Here is a 20,892-nt window from a genome sequence, read left to right on the forward strand (position 1 = left end):
ACAGCACGAGAATCAGGAAGGGACAATGATGTACTCGAAGAACACCATAGCCCGTACGGCGATCGGCGCAGTCGGAGGACTTCTGCTGGCGAGCCTCAGCGCAGTCGCCGTCGCGCAGCCGGACGACGGACTGAGATCGAACGCCTCTGCCGCGTCAACAGAGGCGGCCGGGAGCCAGACGGCTATCGCCTCGGAGACCGACGAGATCTCGCAGGAGGTGTTCGACCAGATCTACGAGGAGGTGAAGACGCCGTACGAATACGGGATGGTGCTGTCCAAGGGCGAGCAGATCGCGGATTTCGACAGCGAGCTCACCGACCAGATGAACGTCTTCCGGATTCCCGGCGACGATGAGTACGTCTACACGACATATGTGGGCAAAGACATCAATCGGAAGACCGACGGCACTGATGACACGGGCTACAGCACAGGGCTCGCACGCAGCAAGGACATGGTCTCGTGGGAGAAGCTGGGCGTGATCCTGGAGCCGGACGGCGGTTTCTACAGCGGGTCGACGGCGGGCTACCTCGTCAAAGAGCACCAATGGGGCGAGCTTCCCACCCCGCATTCGACGGAGGACGGCAAGTACGCACTCACCGTCCTCGCAACCGACGAGAACGGCTACGAGCAGGGCAACAAGCGCGGCGGTGTCGCGTTCTCGGAAACGACGTCGTTCTTCGACGACAACGGCGATGTCGCTGAGTTCGAGATGCACCCAGAGCCGGTTCTCGACGGGAGCGCGAGCTACGAGAACGGCACGATCTGGGCGGTGAAGACGATCTGGGACGAGGCGACCTCCCGCTACGTCGCCTTCTACAACGCGTCCCACGGCCCCGAGGTCATGAACCAGGCGTACTCCACGGACCTGATCAACTGGGATCGCGAGGAGGCGAACCCCGTTCTCACGCCGTTCGAGCAGCCGAACGGTGAGACGTGGGGGACGCTGTACAACGGTGACGCGGATGTCGTGAAGATCGGTGACTACTGGGTGATGTTCTACTTCACGGATACGCCCGTGAAGATCGGCGACAAGATCAAGCCGAACAACGTCATCGATTCGTTCGCCGTCTCGAAGGACATGGTGAACTGGCAGAAGAGCGCGTACAAGCTCACGGCGAAGAACGATACGTACGCGCGGTCGTACGCACACAAGCCCGCTGTCGTCAAGAAGAACGGCGTCGTGTATCACTACTACAACGCCGTCGCTTACCAAGAGCGAGGCATGGCGCTGGCGACGTCGGTCGACCTCTCCCCCGTGCGCGAGGCGAAGCACATCCTGCAGAACAGCAACGACGCGCTTCTCGCGGATCTCCTCGCCGCAGCACAGAACGAACTGATTCGCGACGGCGGCTCGCTCGAACACGTCACGGCGGCACTGAAGGACCTGCGTCTCTACCTGCATCCCGAGTCCGACTCAGGTGTGATGAACGCGACCGTTGCGTTCAACGTCGACGGAATGGCGCACGAAGCCGCGCTCGCCCCCTCGGCGGACGAGGATGAGGCACTGGAGGCGATCGCGTACTCCGCAACGATCCCGAGCGCCGCGGAGAACGTCCGTCTCCATGTCACCCCCAGCTCGCCCTATGCGTCGGTGCGGATCAACGGCGAAACGGTGAGCCCCAGCGCAGGAACCGGGGTCGCCTTCGATCCGGACGACGGCGCCGCGCCGCTCGAAGTAGTCGTCACCTCGCGGGACGGAACGTCACAGACCGCGTACACCATGGTCATCGCGAGCGATGCCGCGAGCGCAGGACCGGAGGTCGCGGTCGAGACGGGCTCACGCTGCGTCGCTGGCGCTGCGTATCTCACGGTCCGCGTGACCAACGACGAGAGTGCGACCGTCGACGCCACCTTGTCGACCCCGTACGGAGAGAAGTCGCTCGACGACCTGGGCGCGGGAGCCTCGCGGTCCGTGGCGCTGAACTCGCGCACGGACGCATTCCCTGCGGGTGCGGTCGAGCTCACGTCCACCACGGGCGATGTCACGGCAGCGGTGACAGCCGATTATGAGGCCGCGTCCTGCGGCTGATCCGGCCGCCCCGGCTCCGCGCTGACTCCCCGCAGTCGGCGCGGAGCCGGGGCCTCAATCTCGAAAAACTCGAAAACGCTTGCGGAGCGCTCGTGGGCTGTGCTTGAGTGTGGCCGTCTCTCCACGAAGAAGCGGAGCCCCCATGCCTCGTCCCCGACCACGCGCAGCACGCCGCTCCCTGGCGGCCGCGCTGTGCGCAGCAGCCCTCGCGCTGACGACAGCGCCCGCCGCGGGCGCTACCGGTGAAGAAACGGTCACCCGCACAATCCCATCGGCGGGGAATCCGATCATCGCCGACGGATCTTACTACCTCGCGGACGCGGCGCCCCTCGTCGTCGACGACACGCTGTACATCTACGGCGGCCACGACGAAGCGGCGGAACAGCAGGCGGGGTTCGAGATGCACGAGTACGGGGTGCTGGCGACCTCCGATGTCGACGACGGCCCGTGGGAGCTCACCGAGGGCGCGATGCGGCCGGGCGACGTCTTCGAGTGGGCGACGGGCGCCGCCGCCTACGCCGGGCACACCGTGCGGGCGGCCGACGGCCGCTTCTACTGGTATGCCCCCGTCGAGTCCTCCGACGACTCGCTGCCGAACCGGATGGCGATCGGCGTGGCCGTCGCCGATTCGCCGACCGGGCCGTGGACGGACGCGATCGGGGCGCCGCTCGTCGACTGGCGCGATGTGTTCGGGAGCTCCACGAACGGGCAGGAGGTGATCGACCCCCACGTGCTGATCGATCACGACGGCTCGGCGCACCTGTACTGGGGCTCATGGGGCGTCGCGCGCATGGCACCGCTCGACGCGTCGATGACGGCGCTCTCGGGGGACATCATCACCCTCGAAGGGCTCGATGACTTCTACGAGGCGCCGTGGGTGTTCCATCGAGGCGACACCTACTACATGCTCTACGACTGGAAACGAGGCGGCAGCGACTGCACCCCTTCGAACTATCAGGCCTGCGTCGCCTACGCGACCGCCTCGAGCCCGGCGGGACCCTGGGAGTTCCAGGACATCATCCTCGGCGGCACGTCGTCGACGACCGTCCACCCGTCGATGATCGAGTTCGACGGCGCCTGGTACCTGACCTATCACACGAAGGACTCCGCGGGCGGAGGTCACTTCCGTCGGTCCGTCGCCGTCGACGCGGTGACGTGGCGGGGGGACGAGATCCTGCCGGTGCGACAGACCTGGGCGGAGGACCCCGCGTTCCGGCTCAACAGGAACATCGCGCCGGTCGCGAAGGCGTCGGCGTCGTTCACCGAGTCTCCTCCCATGCGCCTGGGCGCCCTGAACGACGGCCGCGCGGAGACCGCGTTGCTCCCACCTGACCAGTGGGGGAACTACCGAGGCACCGACTCCGAGGTCGAGACCGACTGGGTGATGTACCAATGGGACGCCCCCGTGCGGCTCGACGGCACCGGCATCGAGTTCGAGCAGGACCAGAACTGGATCCGTCCCCCCGCATCCTGGCACGTCGAATACGTCGACGAAGCCGGCACCTGGCATCCGGTCGAGGGCGCCGAGTATCCCACGAGCGCGAACACCTGGCACGAGGTGCCGTTCGAGGCGGTCACGACGACGGCACTGCGCGCGGTCTTCCACGGAGCGCAGGAAGGAGCCGCGTTCCACTCGGTCTCCGTGTCCGAATGGGAGGCGTACTCCGTCGCCGCGGATGATCTGGCCGGCCCGACGGTGACGACCACCGTCGGCACCGCGCCGGAGCTGCCGGAAGCCGTTCGCCTGCCGTTCGACGGCACGGGCGCTCTGTGGACCCCGGTGAACTGGCACGAAGTGCCGGAAGAGGACTACGCCGAGCCCGGCTCGATCCGCGCGATGGGCGTCGCGCCGGGACAGGCGGCAGGAGAGATCACGGCCGAGATCCTCGTTGCGGACGAACCGGCGCCGCCCGGCCCCGACGACGGAACACCGCCCGACGCAGCTCTCGTCCCTTCCGGCACGGGCGGCACGTCCGCCTCGCAGGGATGGTACTCGTCCCCTGTGGACGTGCGAGTGACAGGCGCAGACGAGACCGATTATCTGCTCGATCTCGCCGGCTCCGTCGCCGGCAGTCGCTCCGAGGCACAGGCCGCGCGCGCCCTTGACCTGCGCGTGGACTCCGAGGGCGAGACGCTCGTGACCGGCACCGCGGCGGATTCTTCCGGGAACGTCTCGGAGCCTCGCGAGCTCGCAGTGAGGATCGATACGAGCCCGCCCGCGCTGAGCACACAGTTCAGGCCGGACGAACGGGTCGTCGCGGCCGATGCGTCTGACGGCCTCTCGGGCCTCGACCGCCTCGAGTTTCGCGTCGACGACGGCGCATGGGAACCCGTCGCCGAATCCGGTGCGATCGTTGTCGAAGACGCGCTCCCCCACCGCGTCGTCGTCCGCGCCCGCGACGTCGCAGGCAACAGCACCATCGAGTCGGTCACGGTGCCCCCGACCGACGGCGCAGCGCTGACCGGCAACCTCGCACCGTACGCCACAGCGAGCGCCTCGTTCACCTCATCGTGGGAGTCGGTGAACGGGCTCAACGACGGTGCGGGCGAGCTGTTCGACCCGACGGCGGACACAGGGTCGAACTGGGGCACATGGAGCAGCGTCGGTGAGCAGTGGGCCCAGTTGACCTGGGACTTCTCGGTGACCACGGACGAGATCGGCATCTGGTGGTATCGGGACACGCCTGACCAAGGCGGCTCGGGGATGATCCCGCCCCGCAGCTGGTCGCTGCAGGCCCTCGACGACGACGGCGAGACCTGGCGCGAGATCGCCACCGATGCTGACAGCGACGCCCCGCGCGCGAGCAGCGATTACGCGCGCGTTGCGTTCCCGCCCGTCGTGACGACGTCGTTGCGCATCGTCGCGCAAGCGTGGGGCGGGTCCGACGGCGGCGGCTCGACCGGTATCAGGGAATGGCAGGTCGCCGGTGCCGGCGAGGCGCACGACCTGTCCGCGGAAGCCACGACGCGGTGCGCCGCTGGCACTGTCGTGCTCGTGACCCGGGTGGCGAACGGCGGCGATGCCCCGGTCGATGCGACGGTCGAAACCACCCACGGCACCCGCACGCTCCCCGTCGATGCCGGGGGGACGGCATCGACCGCGATCACGACTCGACAAGTCGCCATCGCCGCCGGCAATGCCGTGGTCACCGCGGGCACGGAGAGCACCACGGCCCCTTACCCCACCACCGATTGCTCATAGAACGCGCGACGCGCAGTGCAGGAGTCGTCGTCGAGGCCGTCGTCCGCCCAGCGCATCGGCGCATGGGCCATCGAGAGCTCGGCGAGCAGGCGCTGACGCCTTGCCGCCGCTCGCCCGCACGATCGAAAGTTTCGAAACCCCTTGCGGCAGCGAGGCGCCCATCGTTACCGTGAACACATGCGTCGGCTCAATGAGTGCGCCGACGAGACGAGAGAAGGCGGAGACGACGTGGTCTGGTCTGACACAAGAAGCGCGCGACGGCGCCTGAGCGCCGTCGCGGCCATCGGCACGACGTGCATGCTCGCACCCCTGCTCGCCGCGGCCCCGGCAGGCGCGGCGAACGCCGACATCGGTTACCCGGAGTTCACGGGGAGCGATGCCCCGATCCCCGCGACCGAGGCGGTGTACACGCCGGGCAACCAGCTGCAGGCGATCTACGAGGCCGACCTGGCGAAGGGCGCGGGAACGAGCCCTGACAAGGACTTCTGGGTCGACAGGATGCTCGCCCGGACGGGAACGGCCGGCAGCTTCGGCGACGAGAACCAATGGCTGTTCTCGCGCGGACGCGCGGCGTTCATGAAGGTGCACGATCCGGCGCAGTTGGGCTTCGGCGGGCAGCTGGCCTACTGGGAGTCGATCGACGGCAGAGGCGGGTACACCATCTCTGCGACGGTCGCAGGCGAGGAGATCGAGCTCAGTGAGGACACCTCGAAGCGCAAGCAGACCCCGAGCTACTGGCGCAGTGTGCATGCGAACGCCGACACCGGGGTCGAGATCGTGCAGACGAAGTACGTCACTGACGCGAACGTGCTCGTCACCGAGCTCGAGGTCCGTGCGACAGCGGGCGCCGTCGACGTCGGGCTGCGTGCCGCCTCGCCGTATGCGAAAGTCGCGGACGGCGACGAGCTCACGGGCACGATAGACGCGCTCAACGACATCACGATCATCCACCCCCGATTCTCGGGCGATGGCTTCGCTCCCGCGGGCGGTGGCCTCGAGACCATGCTGTCCGTCCCCGCCGGCGGCAGCGCCGCGACCAAGGTGCAGCTCGGCCTCGTCACCGACGAGATCGCGGATTCTCGCCGTGAGTACGACGCGGTTGCCGCGTCCACTCCGGCCGAGGCGTACACCGAGCACGTCACGGCGTACAACGAGTGGTGGGCGCAGAACGTGCCTTATCTCGACACGCCGGAGGACAACATCGACAAGACGCTGTTCTACCGCTGGTGGCTGCTCCGGTTCAACTTCCTCGACGCGAACGCACCCGGAAACGCGTTCCAGTTCCCGACGGCCGTCGAGGGCGCGCTCGGCTACAACAACGCGATCGACCTCACGGTCGGCATGTTCGTCGACGACCTGAAGTACTTCCGCAACCCGATCTACTCCTACGGCGGCTGGGTGTCGGCGGGCGAGGTCTCCAAGGGCGGGGCGTTCGTGGACAACCCCGGTGACCCCGCCAATTGGAACACGAGCCACACCCAGTACATCTCCGAGTCGGCGTGGGAGTCGTATCGGGTGCACGGCGGGCCGGACGGCATCGTCGAGAACCTGGCGCGCTACGCCGAAGACGACGCGAAGGGGCAGCTCGAGCAGTTCGACAAGGACGACAACGGGCTCCTCGAGATCAGTTGGAACGCCTGGACGGGCAACGACGCCGACGCGGTGTCGTTCGACTACTACGGCCGCGCCAACGAGCGCGCCGAGTCGGCGTACGTCTACGCCGGCGCGAACTCTGCGGCGGCCGCCTACCGGTTGCTCGGCGACGAGGACAAGGCCGATGAGATGCACGGCCTTGCCGACAAGGTCAAGCGCGGCGTGCTCGACAACCTCTGGGATCCGGAGGCCAACCTCATCAAGCACCGCGACGTGGAGACAGGCGAGCTCATCCCCTGGAAGGAGATCAACAACTACTACCCGTACTCGGTCGGCCTGATGCCGAAACCCGGCGATGACGACTACGACGACGACTACGTCGACGCGCTGCGGCTGTTCGCCGACGACGCCGAGTATCCGATCTTCCCGTTCACGACCGCCAACCAGGCGGACAAGGCGGAGGCGGCCGAGGCGGGGCACCCCGGCACCAACAACTTCTCGATCATCAACTCGACCGTGACCTTCCGGATGCTCGCGACAGCGCTCCGCGAGTACCCCACCGACGCGATCGACGCCGAGTGGTACAAGAAGCTCCTCTACTGGAACGCCTGGGCGCACTACCAGAACGGCGGAGACAACCGCCTGCCCGACCAGAACGAGTTCTGGGCGGACGGCTCGACCGACCCGCAGTCGATCGAATACCGCTCGTGGATCCACCACACGATCCTCGGCACGACGAACTTCACGATGATCGAGGACGCGATGGGGCTGCAGCCGCGCACCGACGCGAAGATCGAGCTGTACCCGATCGACATTGACTGGCCGCACTTCACGGCGAACAACCTCACATACCACGGCAGCGATCTCACGATCACGTGGGACGAGCCGGGCGACGGCGAACGCCCTTACGGCGCCGAAGTGCCGGAGGGATACTCGGTGTTCCTCGACGGCGATCTGGCGTTCACCGTCGACTCGCTCGCCCACCTGGTGTACGACCCGGCGACCGGAGAGGTCGAGTTCCCGGATGACGCGGTCAACACCGACGCGGCGCCGAAGATGACGACGGCAGTCGCCGCGGAGCTCGGCGGCGCACAGGACGTCGCCTTCGACGACGACTCCCGCGTCGTCGACCTGTTCCAGAAGGCGGGGCAGGACATCTCCTCGACCGGCGCCGAGAACCTCGCGCAGGGCGCGACGGCCACCGCGACCTTCGAGGCCGAAGGCCGGCCGGCCGCGGCCGCGGCCGACGGCACGACGGTGAACGAGCCGTTCTGGGGCACGAAGGGCTCCGAGAACGCCACGGACTCGCTCGAGGTCGACCTCGGCGAGCCGCAGGCGGTCGACACCGTGCGCGCCTACTTCTACGACACCTCGTCGTCGACGACCGCCCAGGGCTACGCAGAACCGTCGCGCTACTCGGTCGAGTACCACGACGGGTCGGACTGGAAGCCGGTGCCGAAGGCGGCGAAGTCACCGGCGGCTCCGCGCGCCAATCTCAACGAGGTGAGCTTCGAGGAGGTCACCACCGACCGCATCCGGCTCACGGTCGCACACGCCGACGGCTCCCGCACCGGTGTAAAGGAGTTGCAGGCACTGCACACCGGCGCCCCGGCCGAGGCCGCCGAGAACGCGGCCCCGACCGTGATCGCGTACACGAAGGCCGGAGCCCTCGGCGGGGGCAGCGCCGAGCTGACCGGCATCGTGAAGGACGACGGGCGCGCCGCGGACGAGCTGACGACGACGTGGACGGTCGAGGAAGCACCGGAGGGTGCGAGCACGATCTTCGACGACGCGGACAGGCCGAACACGACGGTACGGTTCACCGAAGCAGGGACATATCGGCTGAGGCTGACCGCCGACGACGGTGAGCTCGCAACCTCTGACGACGTCGTGTTCACCGCCGACGAAGCGGGCGGCGGTGCGAACGTCGCGCCCTCGGCGACCCCTTCGGCCTCGTACACGGCCGGATGGAACCAGGTCGGAGCCGTCAACGACGGCTCCGGTGTGAACTCGGGCGGCGACCAGTCTGGCGTCTGGGCCACGTGGTCCGGTGAGCGCCCCGAGAGCCAGTGGCTGCAGTACACGTGGGAGGATCCCGTCCGCGTCAACGGTTCGGACATGATGTTCTGGACCGACACCGCAGCCGGCACCGGTGACGGCGTCGCCGTGCCCGATGCGTGGAGGATCGAATACCTCGACGCCGACGGCGAATGGGCCGACGCCGCGAACCCGTCCGAGTACGGCACGGCCCGTGAAGGCACGAACGCAACAGCATTCGATCCGATCACGACGACGGCCCTGCGCGCCGTGTTCCAAGCTTCGCCGAATGCGGACGGCTCGTCGTACTCGGCCGTCGGCGTCTCCGAATGGCAGGTGTTCGCCGAAGCGCCCGAGCACATCGATCCGCTGCACGTGCGGACGGGTGTGGGGAAGGTTCCCGAGATGCCGAGCAGCATCGGCGTCACCTACGCCGACGGCAGCCGCGGCACCGCGCCGGTCGCGTGGGAGGCGATCTCGGACGCCCAGGTGGCTTCGGAGAACGACTTCGAGGTGCGCGGCGTCGTCTCCGGCGCCCCCGAGGCCGCCGCCGCGCGCATCTGGGTGCGCGCGGCCGACGCCGTGACGATCAACCTCATCGACGAGGTGCCCGTGGCGACCGCGGTCGGCACGGCGCCGTCGCTGCCCGGTACCGTCGTGGTCCTGTACAACGACGGCTCCCGCGAGAACTTGCCGGTGACGTGGGCGGACATCGACCCCGCTGAGTACGCGCAGGCCGGCGAATTCGAGGTCGGGGGAACGGTGCAGACCGAGCACCCGGGTGAGACCGCGGCCGTCGCCCGCGTAGCCGTCGGCGAAGGCGGTTCCGGCGGAACCGACCTGATCGACGTTGAGGCCGCCCATCGCTGCGTCGCCGGAACCGGCGCCGTCACCGTCCGCGTGACGAACATCGGCGAGGAGACGGCAACCGTGAAGGTCGCGACCGAGTACGGCGAGAAGACACTCGAAGGCATCGTCGCGGGCAGTGCCGAGAGCGCGGTGCTCCGCACCCGCCTCGCTGCTACCCCGGCCGGCCAGGTTGAGGCGACCGCCGCATCCGGCGACCTCGCCGACACCGTCACGGAACCCTTCGAGGCGTTCACCTGCGAGTGACACCGCTCGGGCCGCACCGGAGTCGACTTCCGGTGCGGCCCTCTCAGCTCAGCGCACCAGAAAGGAATCACCATGCTCTCTCCTCTCCCCGCCGGCCCCACGCGACGCAGCGTTCTGCGCGGCGGTGCGGTACTGGCTGCCGTCACCGCTACTGCGGCGCTCGCCCGGCCGACTATCGCCAGCGCTTCTCCGGTCCGCGCACACACGGCCGGTGCCGTGAATCCGGCCGCAACCGTGCGCGCCGCCCAGACCTCCGTCTACCCTGCCTCGTGGCCGGTGACGCCGTTCCCCCTGTCGTCCGTGAGGCTCGGCGACAGCGTGTTCACGAGAGCCTTCGAGCAGCACCTGCTGCTCTACCGCGCCTACCCCGTCGACCGCATCCTCGCCGTCTACCGCCGGAACGCGGGCCTCGATACGCGAGGGGCGAACCCACCGGGCGGCTGGGAGGAGTACGGCCCCGCGCCCGATGCGCAGACGTGGGGCCCGCGCGAGTACGTGCGAGGCGAGAACACCCAGGGTGCTGGCGGGCTGCTGCGCGGGCACTACGGAGGGCACTTCCTGAGCGGCGTCTCGATGGCCTACGCGTCGACCGGCGAGACGGCCCTCCTCGAGAAGGTCGACCAGATCGTCGACGGGCTCGAGGAGTGCCGCGCGGCACTCGCCGCCCAGGAGTACGACGGTGCGCCTCGGTACTCGCATCCGGGGTTCCTGTCCGCCTACGGAGAATGGCAGTTCTCGGCGCTCGAGGAGTTCGCGCCGTACGGCGAGATCTGGGCCCCGTATTACACGCTCCACAAGATCATGGCCGGCCTGCTCGACGCTCACGCGCTGGCGGGGAGCGCCAAGGCGCTGGAGCTCGCCGAAGGCATCGGCCACTGGGTGCACGGCCGGCTCTCGCAGTGCAGCGAGAGCCAGCTCGCACGGATGTGGGGTTCGTACATCGCCGGCGAGTACGGCGGGATGAACGAGGTCCTCGTCGAGCTGTACTGGCGTTCCGCCGACCCCGACCGGAGCGAGTTCCTCCGAGCGGCGGAACTGTTCACGCTGCGCACTCTGGTCGACGCCTGCGCCGCGGGCGAGGACACCCTCGACGGGAAGCACGCGAACCAGCACATCCCGCAGTTCCCCGGATACATCAAGCTCGCGGCGGAGACCGGCGACGAGCACTACCTGGCCGCAGCGAAGGGGTTCTTCGACATGGTGGTCCCCGGCCGCGCCTACGCCCACGGCGGCACGGGCGAAGGCGAGCTCTGGGGGCCCGCAGGCACGGTCGCGGGTGACATCGGCCGACGCAACTCCGAGTCGTGCGCCGCGTACAACATGCTGAAGGTCGCGAGCCAGCTGTTCTTCAACGAACAGAATCCGGCGTACATGGATTACTTCGAGCGCACCGTCCTGAACCACATCCTCGGCGGCCGCAGGAACCGCGAGTCGACGGAAGGGCCGGAGAACCTCTACATGTTCCCCGTCCAACCGGGCGCCAGGAAGGAGTACGGCAACGGCAACATCGGTACCTGCTGCGGCGGCACGGGGCTCGAGAGCCACGTGAAGTACCAGGAGGGCATCTACTTCCGGTCCGCCGACCAGTCGGAGCTGTACGTCAACCTCTACATCGCTTCGACGCTGACCTGGGAGGAGACGGGCCTCGAGCTCGAACAGGTCTCGTCGTACCCGGAGAGCGAGACGTCGACGCTCACGATCACTGCCGCTCCGAGCGCTCCTCTCACGATGCATCTGCGCGTGCCGGCATGGTCGCGCGGTGCCGAGATCCGAGTGAACGGCGAACACGCAGGCGTCGACGCCGTGCCGGGTGCGTACGCGAGGCTCGAGCGGGAGTGGCAGGTCGGCGACACCGTCACGGTCCGCATCCCGATGACCCTGCGCGCCGAACCGACGGTCGACCGCCGCGACATCCAGGCTCTGATGTACGGCCCCGTCGTGCTCTCGGCCGCGAGCAGCAGCGTCGACTACCTGAGGGTCTCGCTCGCCGACCGCCTGGACCTCTCAGGCGACATCGTGCGCGGTGTGCGGAGAACGGACGGAAACGTCGTCACGCTCGGCGACTTCACGTACGAACCGGCGTACAACGGCAAGGACGTGGCGTACCACATGTACTTCCAGCGGAAGGAGGCGAAGGTGACCTTCGCCGGCCAGAGCTCCGGCGTGAACAACCCGGCGCGCGACGGGAAGACGCTGCTCGACGAGATCTGGGAGCGTGCGCCGTTCGGGTCCCGCGACGACTTCCTCACCGCCGTCGCCGACGTCAGCGGCTCGTTCGTCGATTCGGGCCAGCTCACCGAGAGGAACCGCCAGCGCATCCTGCTCGCCGCCGGCCGCGCACCGATCGAGAGGACGGCCTGACATGACCACGACACGCACCGACCGACGCAGGCCGGGCGCCGCCATCGCCGCAGCCGCCGTCGTGCTCGCGGCGCTGGTGGCACCGACCACGCCCGCGCTCGCGGAGGACTCCCCCGTCAACGTCGCGCTCGCATCGGGCGAGAACGCTCCGTCCGTCGACGTCAGCTACGTCACGTCGTGGAACTCCGCGCGGGCTCTCAACAACGGCATCACGGGGCCGACCGACGACTACACCGAGATGTGGGGCACGTGGGGAGCACCGGATGCGCCGGCGCAGGACACCGCGACGTACACATGGGAGTCCCCCGTCACCGTCAGCTCCTCGACGCTGCACCTCTGGCAGAACCACCTGACCGGGGATTCCGGTGTGATGATCCCCGACGCCTGGCACATCGAGTACCTGGACGACGGCGAATGGAGCGACGTCGTCGCTGCCGAGTACCCGCTCCCGGCACTCGACCCCGACGCGCCGACCAGTTCTCAGCCGCCCGTATCGGCGACGTTCGACGAGGTGACGACGACGGGGCTCCGCCTCTCGCTCGACCGCGCGAACGTCGACGGCGAGCTCAGAGCGACCAGCCTCATCGAATGGGAGGTCTGGGGCCGGAGCGCGCCGCCGGAAGAGCCCGAGCCCGACGACCCCGGGGCGTTCATCGATGCCGAGCAGGTGGCGATCCGCACCGAGACGGGCAGCGCGCCAGCGCTCCCCGACGAGGTCTGGGTGACCCAGGAGAACGGCCCGCTCGCGTACGTGCCGGTCGTCTGGGACGAGATCGCGCCGGAGCAATACGGCACCGCCGGCTCCTTCGAAGTCTCGGGAGATCCGGACGGCTACGAGGGGCAGGCCGTGACCGCCGAGGTCCACGTAGCGGATGTGCTGTCCGATGCCGTCGTCGCAATCGACTACACATCGGCGCTGACGACGCCTGGCGAGCCGCCGGTGCTGCCCCGCACCGTTCGCGCGCACTACGAGGACCAGACGATCAGCAGCACCGTCCTCGTCGAGTGGGGCTCGGTCGACGAGGCCTCGTACGCGGAGGCCGGGGCGTTCTTCGACGTGGCAGGGGCCGTCACCGGCTACGGTCCGGGGGCGATCGCGACGGTGTTCGTCGTCGAGCCGGCGACGCAGACGACCCCAGTGGTGTCGCTCTCGTTCGACGCCGCCGCTCCCGGGTCCGGGTGGTACACGACGGCCCCGACCGCTTCGATCAGCGTCGAGGACGCGGGCAGCCCGATCTCGACAGTGGAGTATTCGCTCGACGGCGACACGTGGCACGACTACGGCGAACCCTTCATCGTCGACGCTCAGGGCGACGTCACTGTGACGGCGCGCGCGACCGACGCCGATGGCGGCGTCGGAGAGGACGCGCGGTCGATCCGGATCGACACGGTCGCCCCGGAGACGGGGATCGACGTCGAGATCGTCGACGGAACCTCAGCCCTCGTCACCCTCTCGCCTTCCGACGCCGAGCCGGGATCGGGGGTGACCCGCACCGTCTGGTCGGACGGCCCGGATGCGGACCCGGAGGGCGAGGGGAACAACTTCTTCGCCACCTACGAGGATCCGTTCTCCGTCCAGCTGACGGAGGAGCCCCGCTACGTGCACGTCCAGACGCAGGACGCCGCGGGCAACCTCGAGGCGTACCAGACGGTCGAGCTGCCGACGCTGGGCGGCGAGGAGATCGCGCTCGACGTCGAGGCCAACGCTCGCTGCGTCGCCGGGCGCGCCGTCCTCGCGGTGAGCGTGACCAACTCGGACGATGCGGCGGTGCGCGTAGAGCTCGCAGCGGAGTACGGCGAGCGCCGTCTGGAGCTCCGGCCGGGCGCGACGGGCACGCGCACGTTCACGATCCGGAACGAGGACCTGCCGGCCGGCGAAGTCGCCGTCACCGCCGCTTCGGGCGACAGGAGTCACGAGAGCACGGTCGCGTACGACGCGCACAGCTGCCGCTGACGCCACGGGCTCCGCGCTGTGTCCCGCTCGGCACGGCGCGGAGCCCGCGCGTGGGCCGGCAGTCGCTCCTCCCGCGTGACGACATCCGCACCACATCGACTCGGTATGGCAACACAGGTGATGTCACCGCGACAGAAGCTGTGAAGACGGCGGTGCCCCCTCCCATCAGGAAGGGGGCACCGCCGCCTGGGCCGGCTCAGATCGCCGCGATCGTCCAACCGGCCGCGTGGCTCGCGCCCGGCTCGAGCACGACGAGGTCGGTGCCCGAGTTGAAGGCGTCGGGCGGGCACGTCATCGGCTCGACCGCGAGGCCGACGCGATGCGTCGCGCGGTCGCCCGGGGTGTCCGCCGTGTGCACCTGCACCCACGGGCACCGGTCGTCCCACGTCATCGCGACACCCGTGCCGTCCGGGGCCGTGAGGCGCACCTCGGCGAAGCCGCCCTCTCGCTCGAGCGCCGTGAACGCATGGTCGATGAACACGCCGCCGATCTCGCGCGGTTCGCGGAAGTCCCACTCCGGATGATCCGTCACCGGCGCGACGGCCAGCGGGCTCAGGCGGTCGTCGACCTCGAGCACCTCCGCCGCCGGCAGCCTCAGTGTCCAGGCGTTGACGGCGGGCGCTTCGGTTCCCGCCGATTCCCCCGCCGCGAGGTACGGGTGCGGGCCGGTGCCCCACGGCGCCGCATCGGTGCCGAGGTTGCGGGCCGTGACCGTCTGCGTAAGCCCGTCCGGACCGAGGCGGTACTCGCTCGTGACCTCGACGCGGAAGGGGTAGCCCACCTGCGGCTCGACCACGGCGACGAGCGCCACGGCGTCGTCGGCGACCTCACGGGGCGAGAACTCCGCCCACGACAGCAGGCCGTGCAGCGCGTGGCCGCGCGACGGCTCGGTGAGCGACAGCTCGTGGCGTCGCCCGCCGAACTCGTACACGCCGTCGACGATGCGGTTGGGCCATGGTGCGAGCGTCGTGCCGCGGTAGCCAGGGCGCACCTCGTCGGCTTCGAACGGCACCACGAGGTCGCGCCCGCCGTGCGTCAGCGTGCGCAGCGAGGCCCCGACGCTCGCGACCTCGGCGACGTACCCGCCGTGCGCGATCCGGAACTGCGTACCAGAACGGGGCGTCATCACAGCCCCTGGGCGAGGCGGTAGTACGCCTGGTTCCAGCGGACCTGCTTCTGGAACTCGTGGATCTGCGTGCCCTCGTCGATCACGAGGAGCTCGATCTCGGCGAGCTCCGCAAAGTCGCGGAACGCTTCCAGGCCGACGGCCGTCGACATCACGGTGTGGTGCGCGGCACCCGCGGTCAGCCACGCGGCCGCCGACGTGTTGAAGTCGGGCTGCGGCTTCCAGACGGCGCGGCCGACGGGGAGGTTCGGCAGCGACTCGCGCGGCTCGACGTTCTCGACGACGTTCGCCGTGAGGCGGAAGCGGTCGCGCATGTCGCTCATCGCGACCACGATCGCGGGGCCGGCGTCGGCGGTGAAGACCAGGCGCACCGGGTCCTCCTTGCCGCCGATGCCCAGTTCGTGCACCTCGAGGCTCGGCTTCTTCGTCGTCAGCGACGGCGACACCTCGAGCATGTGGGCGCCGAGGATGAGCTCGTCGCCCGGCGTCATGTCGTAGGTGTAGTCCTCCATGAGGCTCGCGCCGCCGGGGAGACCCGCGCCCATCACGTTCGCGATGCGCACGAGCACGGCGGTCTTCCAGTCGCCCTCGGCGCCGAAGCCGTAGCCATCAGCCATGAGGCGCTGCACCGCGAGGCCCGGGAGCTGCTTGAGCTCGCCCAGGTCCTCGAAGCTCGTCGTGAAGGCGCCGAAGCCGCCCTCTTCGAGGAACGAGCGCAGGCCGATCTCGATCGCGGCGCCGTCGCGCAGAGACTGGTGGCGCTCGCCGCCCTTGCGCAGCTCGGGCACGACCTCGTAGAGCTCCTCGTACTCCGCGACGAGGGCGTCGACCTCGGCCTCGGTCGCCCGGGCGACGGCCTCGGCGAGCTCGTTGACGCCCCAGGTGTTGACCTGCACGCCGAGGCGCAGTTCGGCCTCGGTCTTGTCGCCCTCCGTGACGGCGACGAAGCGCATGTTGTCGCCGAAGCGGGCGAGCTTCATCGAGCGAGCGGCGGCGAGGCCCGCGGCGGCGCGCTGCCACGTACCGATCTCGCGCTGAACGCGCGGGTCGCTGGCGTGGCCGACGACCGTCTTGCGCGGCACGCCCAGGCGGGTCTGGATGTAGCCGAACTCACGGTCGCCATGCGCGGCCTGGTTGAGGTTCATGAAGTCGAAGTCGATGTCGGCCCAGGGCAGCTCGACGTTCGCCTGCGTGTGCAGGTGCGCGAGCGGCTTGCGCAGCGCGTCGAGGCCCGCGATCCACATCTTCGCGGGGCTGAAGGTGTGCATCCAGGCGATCAGGCCGATGACGGCGTCGTCGGCGTTCGCCTCGAGCGCGACGCGCTTGATCTCCTCGGAACCGGTCAGGACCGGCTTCCAGACGATCTTGACGGGAACGTCGCCCGCCTCGTTCAGCAGGCGAGCGACTTCCTGCGACTGCTCGGCGACCTGGGCGAGCGTCTCGGGGCCGTAGAGGTGCTGGCTGCCCGTGAGGAACCAGACCTCGTAGTGGTCGAGCGAGGTGGTGAGCTTCGTACGAGTCATGCGTCTTCCGTTCGGTTCAGAGGGACTGCGCGGCCGCGGCGACGACGCCGAGGCCCGCGCGGTAGCGGTCGAGGTAAGCGGAGAACCCGGCCACATCGGCGGGCTCCGGATGGGCGACGACGGTCTCCGCAGAGGCGAAGACGTCGTCGGCGAGGTAGGCGGCGAGCGACTTCTCGCCCGCCTTGCCGAGGTACGACGCGAGCACGGCGATGCCCCAGGCACCGCCCTCGCTCGCGAGGTCGCCGACCTCGACGGGCGCGCCGATGGCCCCGGCGAGGAAGCGCTGCGCGACGCCCGCCGTGCGGAACATGCCGCCGTGGGCATACATCCGGTCGATCGCGACCCCCTCCCCCTCGAGCACCTGCATGCCGAGGGCGAGGGTGCCGAAGACACCGTAGATCTGCGCGCGCATGAAGTTGGCGAGCGACAGCTCGCTGTCCTGCGTGCGCACGACGACCGGGCGGCCGTCGGTGAGGCCCGCGACGGGCTCACCGGCGAGGTGGTTGTACGCGACGAGGCCGCCGGCATCCGGTTCGCCGACGAGGGCCTCGCCGAGCAGCGCCTCGAACACCCGGTCGCTCGTCAGCTCGGTGCCGGCCGCGGCCGAGAAGCGCTGGAACAGGCCGGCCCAGGCGCCGAGCTCGCTCGCGCCGTTGTTGCAGTGCACCATCGCGACGGCGTCGCCCGCCGGCGTCGTCACGAGGTCGAGCTCGTGGTGCGCCGAGGCGAGCGGGCGCTCGAGCACGACCATCGCGAAGATGCTGGTGCCGGCCGAGACGTTGCCAGTGCGCGGCGCGACCGAGTTGGTCGCGACCATGCCCGTTCCCGCGTCGCCCTCGGGCGGGCAGAGCGCGGCGCCGGGCCGGAGGCCGCCCGTCGGATCGAGGAGGGCCGCGCCCTCGCTGGTGAGGGCACCGGCCGGTGCGCCGGCCGGGAGCACGCGCGGCAGGATGTCGGTGACGGCGGCCGGCAGGCGGCCCTCCGCGACCGCGGTGTACGCGTCGATCATCGCCGCGTCGTAGGTGCCGGTCGCCGAGTCGATCGGGAAGACGCCGGAGGCATCCCCGACGCCGAGCACGCGCTCGCCCGTGAGCCGGTAGTGCACGTAGCCCGCGAGCGTCGTGACGAAGTCGAGGCTCGGCACGTGCGGCTCGGCGTCGACGACGGCCTGGTGCAGGTGCGCGATCGTCCACCGCAGTGGGATGTTCACGCCGAACAGTCCGCTGAGCTCTGCGGCGGCGACGCCCGTGTTGGTGTTGCGCCACGTGCGGAACGGCACGAGCTGCTCCCCCGCCGCGTCGAAGGCGAGGTAGCCGTGCATCATCGCCGAGATGCCGATCGCGCCGACCTGCTGGGGGCGTGCCCCGTGGCGCTCGTGCGCGTCGTCGGACAGCGCGGCGAACGCCGCCTGCAGGCCCTTCCACACGTCGTCGAGGTCGTACGACCAGAGTCCGTCGACGAGCGCGTTCTCCCACGAGAACGAGCCCGTCGCGATCACCTCTCCGGGCTCGGAGCCGATCAGGCAGGCCTTGATGCGGGTGGAGCCGAGCTCGATGCCGAGGCTCGTCGCCCCGCCGAGGATGTCGTCGCGGGCGCTCATCGGCGCGCGTCCGTCGACTGGCCGTACACGTTCTGGTAGCGGTTGTACAGGCTGTCGATCTTGTCCTGCGGGATCGGGATGAGCTCGCCCGCCTCGCGTGCGTAGTGCACCGAGCGGGCGACGTCCTCGGTCATGACGGCGGCCTTGACGGCGTCCTTCGCGTTCACGCCGATCGTGAACGGGCCGTGGTTCTGCATCAGCACGGCGCGCGATCGGTGCCCGCTGAGGGTCTCGACGATGCCTCGACCGATCGAGTCGTCGCCGATGATCGCGAACGGCCCGACGGGGATCGGGCCGCCGAACTCGTCGGCCATGCCCGTGATGACGCACGGGATCTCCTCGCCGCGGGCGGCCCACGCGACCGCGAAGGTCGAGTGCGTGTGCACGACGCCGCCGACCTCGGGCATATTGCGGTAGACGTAGGCGTGCGCTGCGGTGTCACTCGACGGGGCGCGCTCGCTGCCGAGCGAGCCGGGGATCACGTTGCCGTCGAGGTCGCACAGGATCATGTTGTCGGGCGCGAGGTCGTCGTAGCTGACGCCCGAGGGCTTGATCACGAACAGGTCGGCGTCGGGCACGCGGCCCGACACGTTGCCTCCCGTCCAGATGACGAGGCCGTAGCGCACGAGCTCACCGTGGAGCTCCGCGACATCGGCGCGGACGGAGGCGATCGCTTCTTCGATCTCGGGGGAAAACTCGGCGGCGTTGCTCACGGGTGTCCTCACTGCAGTGTGTCGATGTGACCGGTCACAATAAGCCTAGGCGCCGGGCTCCGGCTGGGCAAGCCGCGCGGCCGCATCCGGCCGCGCGAAGCCGGCCGCAGCGCGCACCCGCGCGCGATCGAGGAGAAACGGCATCATCGAGGAGCTTTCGCGCGGATAAGTCCTCGATCCTGCTGAATCTCCTCGCGTGTGCGCGCCGCGCAGGCGGTTCGGTCAACGTCTGGAGCCCCTCCGCACGACGCGCTCTGCGCACGCCCGGAGGCCCTGCGCCATCCGAACCCGCGCACCATCGAGGAGAAACCGCGTCATCGAGGAGCTTTCTCGTCGATTCGCCCTCGATCCTGCTGAATCTCCTCGATTGCGCGCGGCGGGGCGACCGATCCGCGCCGGATGAGCTGGGGCGCCAGTGGCTCGGCCGACGGCTCCGAGCCCGTCACCATGGCGACGGCGCGGCGGGCGAGCTCGGCGAAGTCCTGCCGGACGGTCGTCAGGGGCGGCCACCCGTACTCCCCCTCGGGTGTGTCGTCGAACCCGACGACGCTGACGTCCTCGGGAACCGCGACGCCGAGCGCGCGCAGGCGCCCGATCAGGCCGAGCGCCATCTGGTCGTTCGCCGCGAACACGGCCGTCGCGCCGGATGCGAGCACGCCGTCCGCCGCCTCATAGCCGGCCCGCGGGGTCCAGTCCCCCGCGATCACGACGGCGGGTTCGAGCCCGCGTGCCTTCAGCTCCGCCTCGGCGCCGGCCCGCCGCGCCCGCGACTCGAGCCATTCATCCGGGCCCGCCACGTGGGCGATCGCCGTGTGGCCGGCGTCGGCGAGCTCGGCGACCGCCATCCGGGCCCCCGCGACTTGGTCGACGGCCGATGCCGCGGGCCTCTCGGCCCCGGATGTCGGCGCGGAGCCGCCACCGGAGGCCCCGCTCTCGGCGATGCCTGCCGCCGACGGGTGCCCTCCGCGCCGCTCCCGCGCGTCAGGCGCGGCGGCCTCGCCGGCGCCGTCCGCCCCGGACGCGCCGCGCACCGGAGCGTCACCGGAGGAAGCCCCCGGATCTCCGCCCGCCCGAGGGCCCGACGTTCCGGGCGCCCCGACCCCGTCGGGCGCCGAGAGCAGCATCGCCGTCGGGATCCCGAACGCCATCGAGCCGAGGCGCTCGGCGAGGTGCGCGTGCGGCGCGAACAGCACAAGCCCCTCGACGCCCTGCGCGCGCAGGTGCTCGATGCCCCCGAGAACCGACTCCTCGTCATCCGGGTCGACGAACGCCGTCGACACCCAGTACCCCGCCGCGCGCGCCGACTCCTCGACGGCGACGAGGCTGCGCATCGGGCCGTACTGCAGCACGTCGCTCGCGAGCACGCCGATCGTGCGGGAACGGCTCGTGCCGAGCACGCGCGCCGCGTTGTTCACGCGGTAGTCGAGCCGGGCCATCGCGGCCAGGACGCGCTCGCGGGTCGCGGGCGCCACATCCGGGTTGTCGTTGATGACGCGCGACACGGTCTGGCGCGACACGTTCGCCGCCGCCGCGACCTCGCGCACCCCCGCAGGGCGGGTGCGCTTCGTGCCCGCGTCAGCCATCGTGGTGTCCCTTCGTCGGAAACGGCCCCGCCCCGCGCCCAGGCGGGCACGGGACGGG

General features: G+C 69.8%; 10 protein-coding genes. 5 read left to right on the forward strand and 5 right to left on the reverse strand.

The window, feature by feature from the left end; all coding sequences use genetic code 11:
* Positions 1-25 precede the first annotated feature (25 nt).
* The 5 genes from C0010_RS10360 (at position 26) to C0010_RS10380 (ending at position 14,289) form a co-directional block, all read left to right on the forward strand.
* Positions 26-2,029 carry a cadherin-like beta sandwich domain-containing protein gene (locus C0010_RS10360; protein ID WP_105567014.1) on the forward strand — a complete coding sequence of 668 codons (2,004 nt, stop codon included), beginning with the start codon at positions 26-28 and terminating at the stop codon, positions 2,027-2,029.
* 142 nt (positions 2,030-2,171) lie between these two features.
* Positions 2,172-5,231 carry a family 43 glycosylhydrolase gene (locus C0010_RS10365; RefSeq protein ID WP_105567015.1) on the forward strand — a complete coding sequence of 1,020 codons (3,060 nt, stop codon included), beginning with the start codon at positions 2,172-2,174 and terminating at the stop codon, positions 5,229-5,231.
* Between the two features lie 177 nt (positions 5,232-5,408).
* Entirely contained in the window at positions 5,409-9,974 is a 4,566-nt protein-coding gene (locus C0010_RS10370) for an Ig-like domain-containing protein (protein ID WP_232531910.1), read from the forward strand.
* Between the two features lie 276 nt (positions 9,975-10,250).
* Complete coding sequence (locus C0010_RS10375) at positions 10,251-12,335, forward strand: glycoside hydrolase family 127 protein (RefSeq protein ID WP_232531911.1); 2,085 nt, start codon at positions 10,251-10,253, stop codon at positions 12,333-12,335.
* A 1-nt stretch (position 12,336) separates the two neighbouring features.
* Positions 12,337-14,289 (forward strand): Ig-like domain-containing protein, encoded by a 1,953-nt coding sequence (locus C0010_RS10380; RefSeq protein ID WP_105567018.1) that lies wholly within the window; start codon positions 12,337-12,339, stop codon positions 14,287-14,289.
* Between the two features lie 196 nt (positions 14,290-14,485).
* On the opposite strand, the gene C0010_RS10385 is transcribed toward C0010_RS10380, so the two are convergent.
* The 5 genes from C0010_RS10385 to C0010_RS10405 all read right to left on the reverse strand — a co-directional run bounded on the left by C0010_RS10385 (position 14,486) and on the right by C0010_RS10405 (position 20,834).
* Positions 14,486-15,415: an aldose 1-epimerase family protein gene (locus tag C0010_RS10385; RefSeq protein WP_105567019.1), complete on the reverse strand. Its 930-nt coding sequence runs from the start codon at positions 15,413-15,415 to the stop codon at positions 14,486-14,488.
* The gene (gene araA, locus C0010_RS10390) at positions 15,415-16,938 is read right to left on the reverse strand and encodes an L-arabinose isomerase (RefSeq protein ID WP_105567020.1); all 1,524 of its coding nucleotides are present in this window, start codon (positions 16,936-16,938) and stop codon (positions 15,415-15,417) included. Before araA ends, C0010_RS10385 begins: the two co-directional genes overlap by 1 nt.
* A gap of 16 nt (positions 16,939-16,954) precedes the next feature.
* Positions 16,955-18,538, reverse strand: a complete 1,584-nt coding sequence (locus C0010_RS10395) for a xylulokinase (protein ID WP_105567021.1) — start codon at positions 18,536-18,538, stop codon at positions 16,955-16,957.
* Positions 18,535-19,251 (reverse strand): L-ribulose-5-phosphate 4-epimerase, encoded by a 717-nt coding sequence (locus tag C0010_RS10400; protein WP_105567172.1) that lies wholly within the window; start codon positions 19,249-19,251, stop codon positions 18,535-18,537. Before C0010_RS10400 ends, C0010_RS10395 begins: the two co-directional genes overlap by 4 nt.
* A 314-nt stretch (positions 19,252-19,565) precedes the next feature.
* Complete coding sequence (locus C0010_RS10405; RefSeq protein ID WP_105567022.1) at positions 19,566-20,834, reverse strand: LacI family DNA-binding transcriptional regulator; 1,269 nt, start codon at positions 20,832-20,834, stop codon at positions 19,566-19,568.
* Positions 20,835-20,892 lie beyond the last annotated feature (58 nt).

Source organism: Microbacterium halophytorum (assembly GCF_002970975.1).
GTDB classification, from domain to species: domain Bacteria; phylum Actinomycetota; class Actinomycetes; order Actinomycetales; family Microbacteriaceae; genus Microbacterium; species Microbacterium halophytorum.

Excerpts from the sequence above, each read along its gene's own strand:
- C0010_RS10365 (WP_105567015.1), top strand. The coding sequence starts at position 2,172 with ATGCCTCGTCCCCGACCACGCGCAGCACGCCGCTCCCTGGCGGCCGCG.
- C0010_RS10385 (WP_105567019.1), bottom strand. The coding sequence starts at position 15,415 with ATGACGCCCCGTTCTGGTACGCAGTTCCGGATCGCGCACGGCGGGTAC.
- C0010_RS10380 (WP_105567018.1), top strand. The coding sequence starts at position 12,337 with ATGACCACGACACGCACCGACCGACGCAGGCCGGGCGCCGCCATCGCC.
- araA (WP_105567020.1), bottom strand. The coding sequence starts at position 16,938 with ATGACTCGTACGAAGCTCACCACCTCGCTCGACCACTACGAGGTCTGG.
- C0010_RS10405 (WP_105567022.1), bottom strand. The coding sequence starts at position 20,834 with ATGGCTGACGCGGGCACGAAGCGCACCCGCCCTGCGGGGGTGCGCGAG.
- C0010_RS10370 (WP_232531910.1), top strand. The coding sequence starts at position 5,409 with ATGCGTCGGCTCAATGAGTGCGCCGACGAGACGAGAGAAGGCGGAGAC.
- C0010_RS10395 (WP_105567021.1), bottom strand. The coding sequence starts at position 18,538 with ATGAGCGCCCGCGACGACATCCTCGGCGGGGCGACGAGCCTCGGCATC.
- C0010_RS10360 (WP_105567014.1), top strand. The coding sequence starts at position 26 with ATGATGTACTCGAAGAACACCATAGCCCGTACGGCGATCGGCGCAGTC.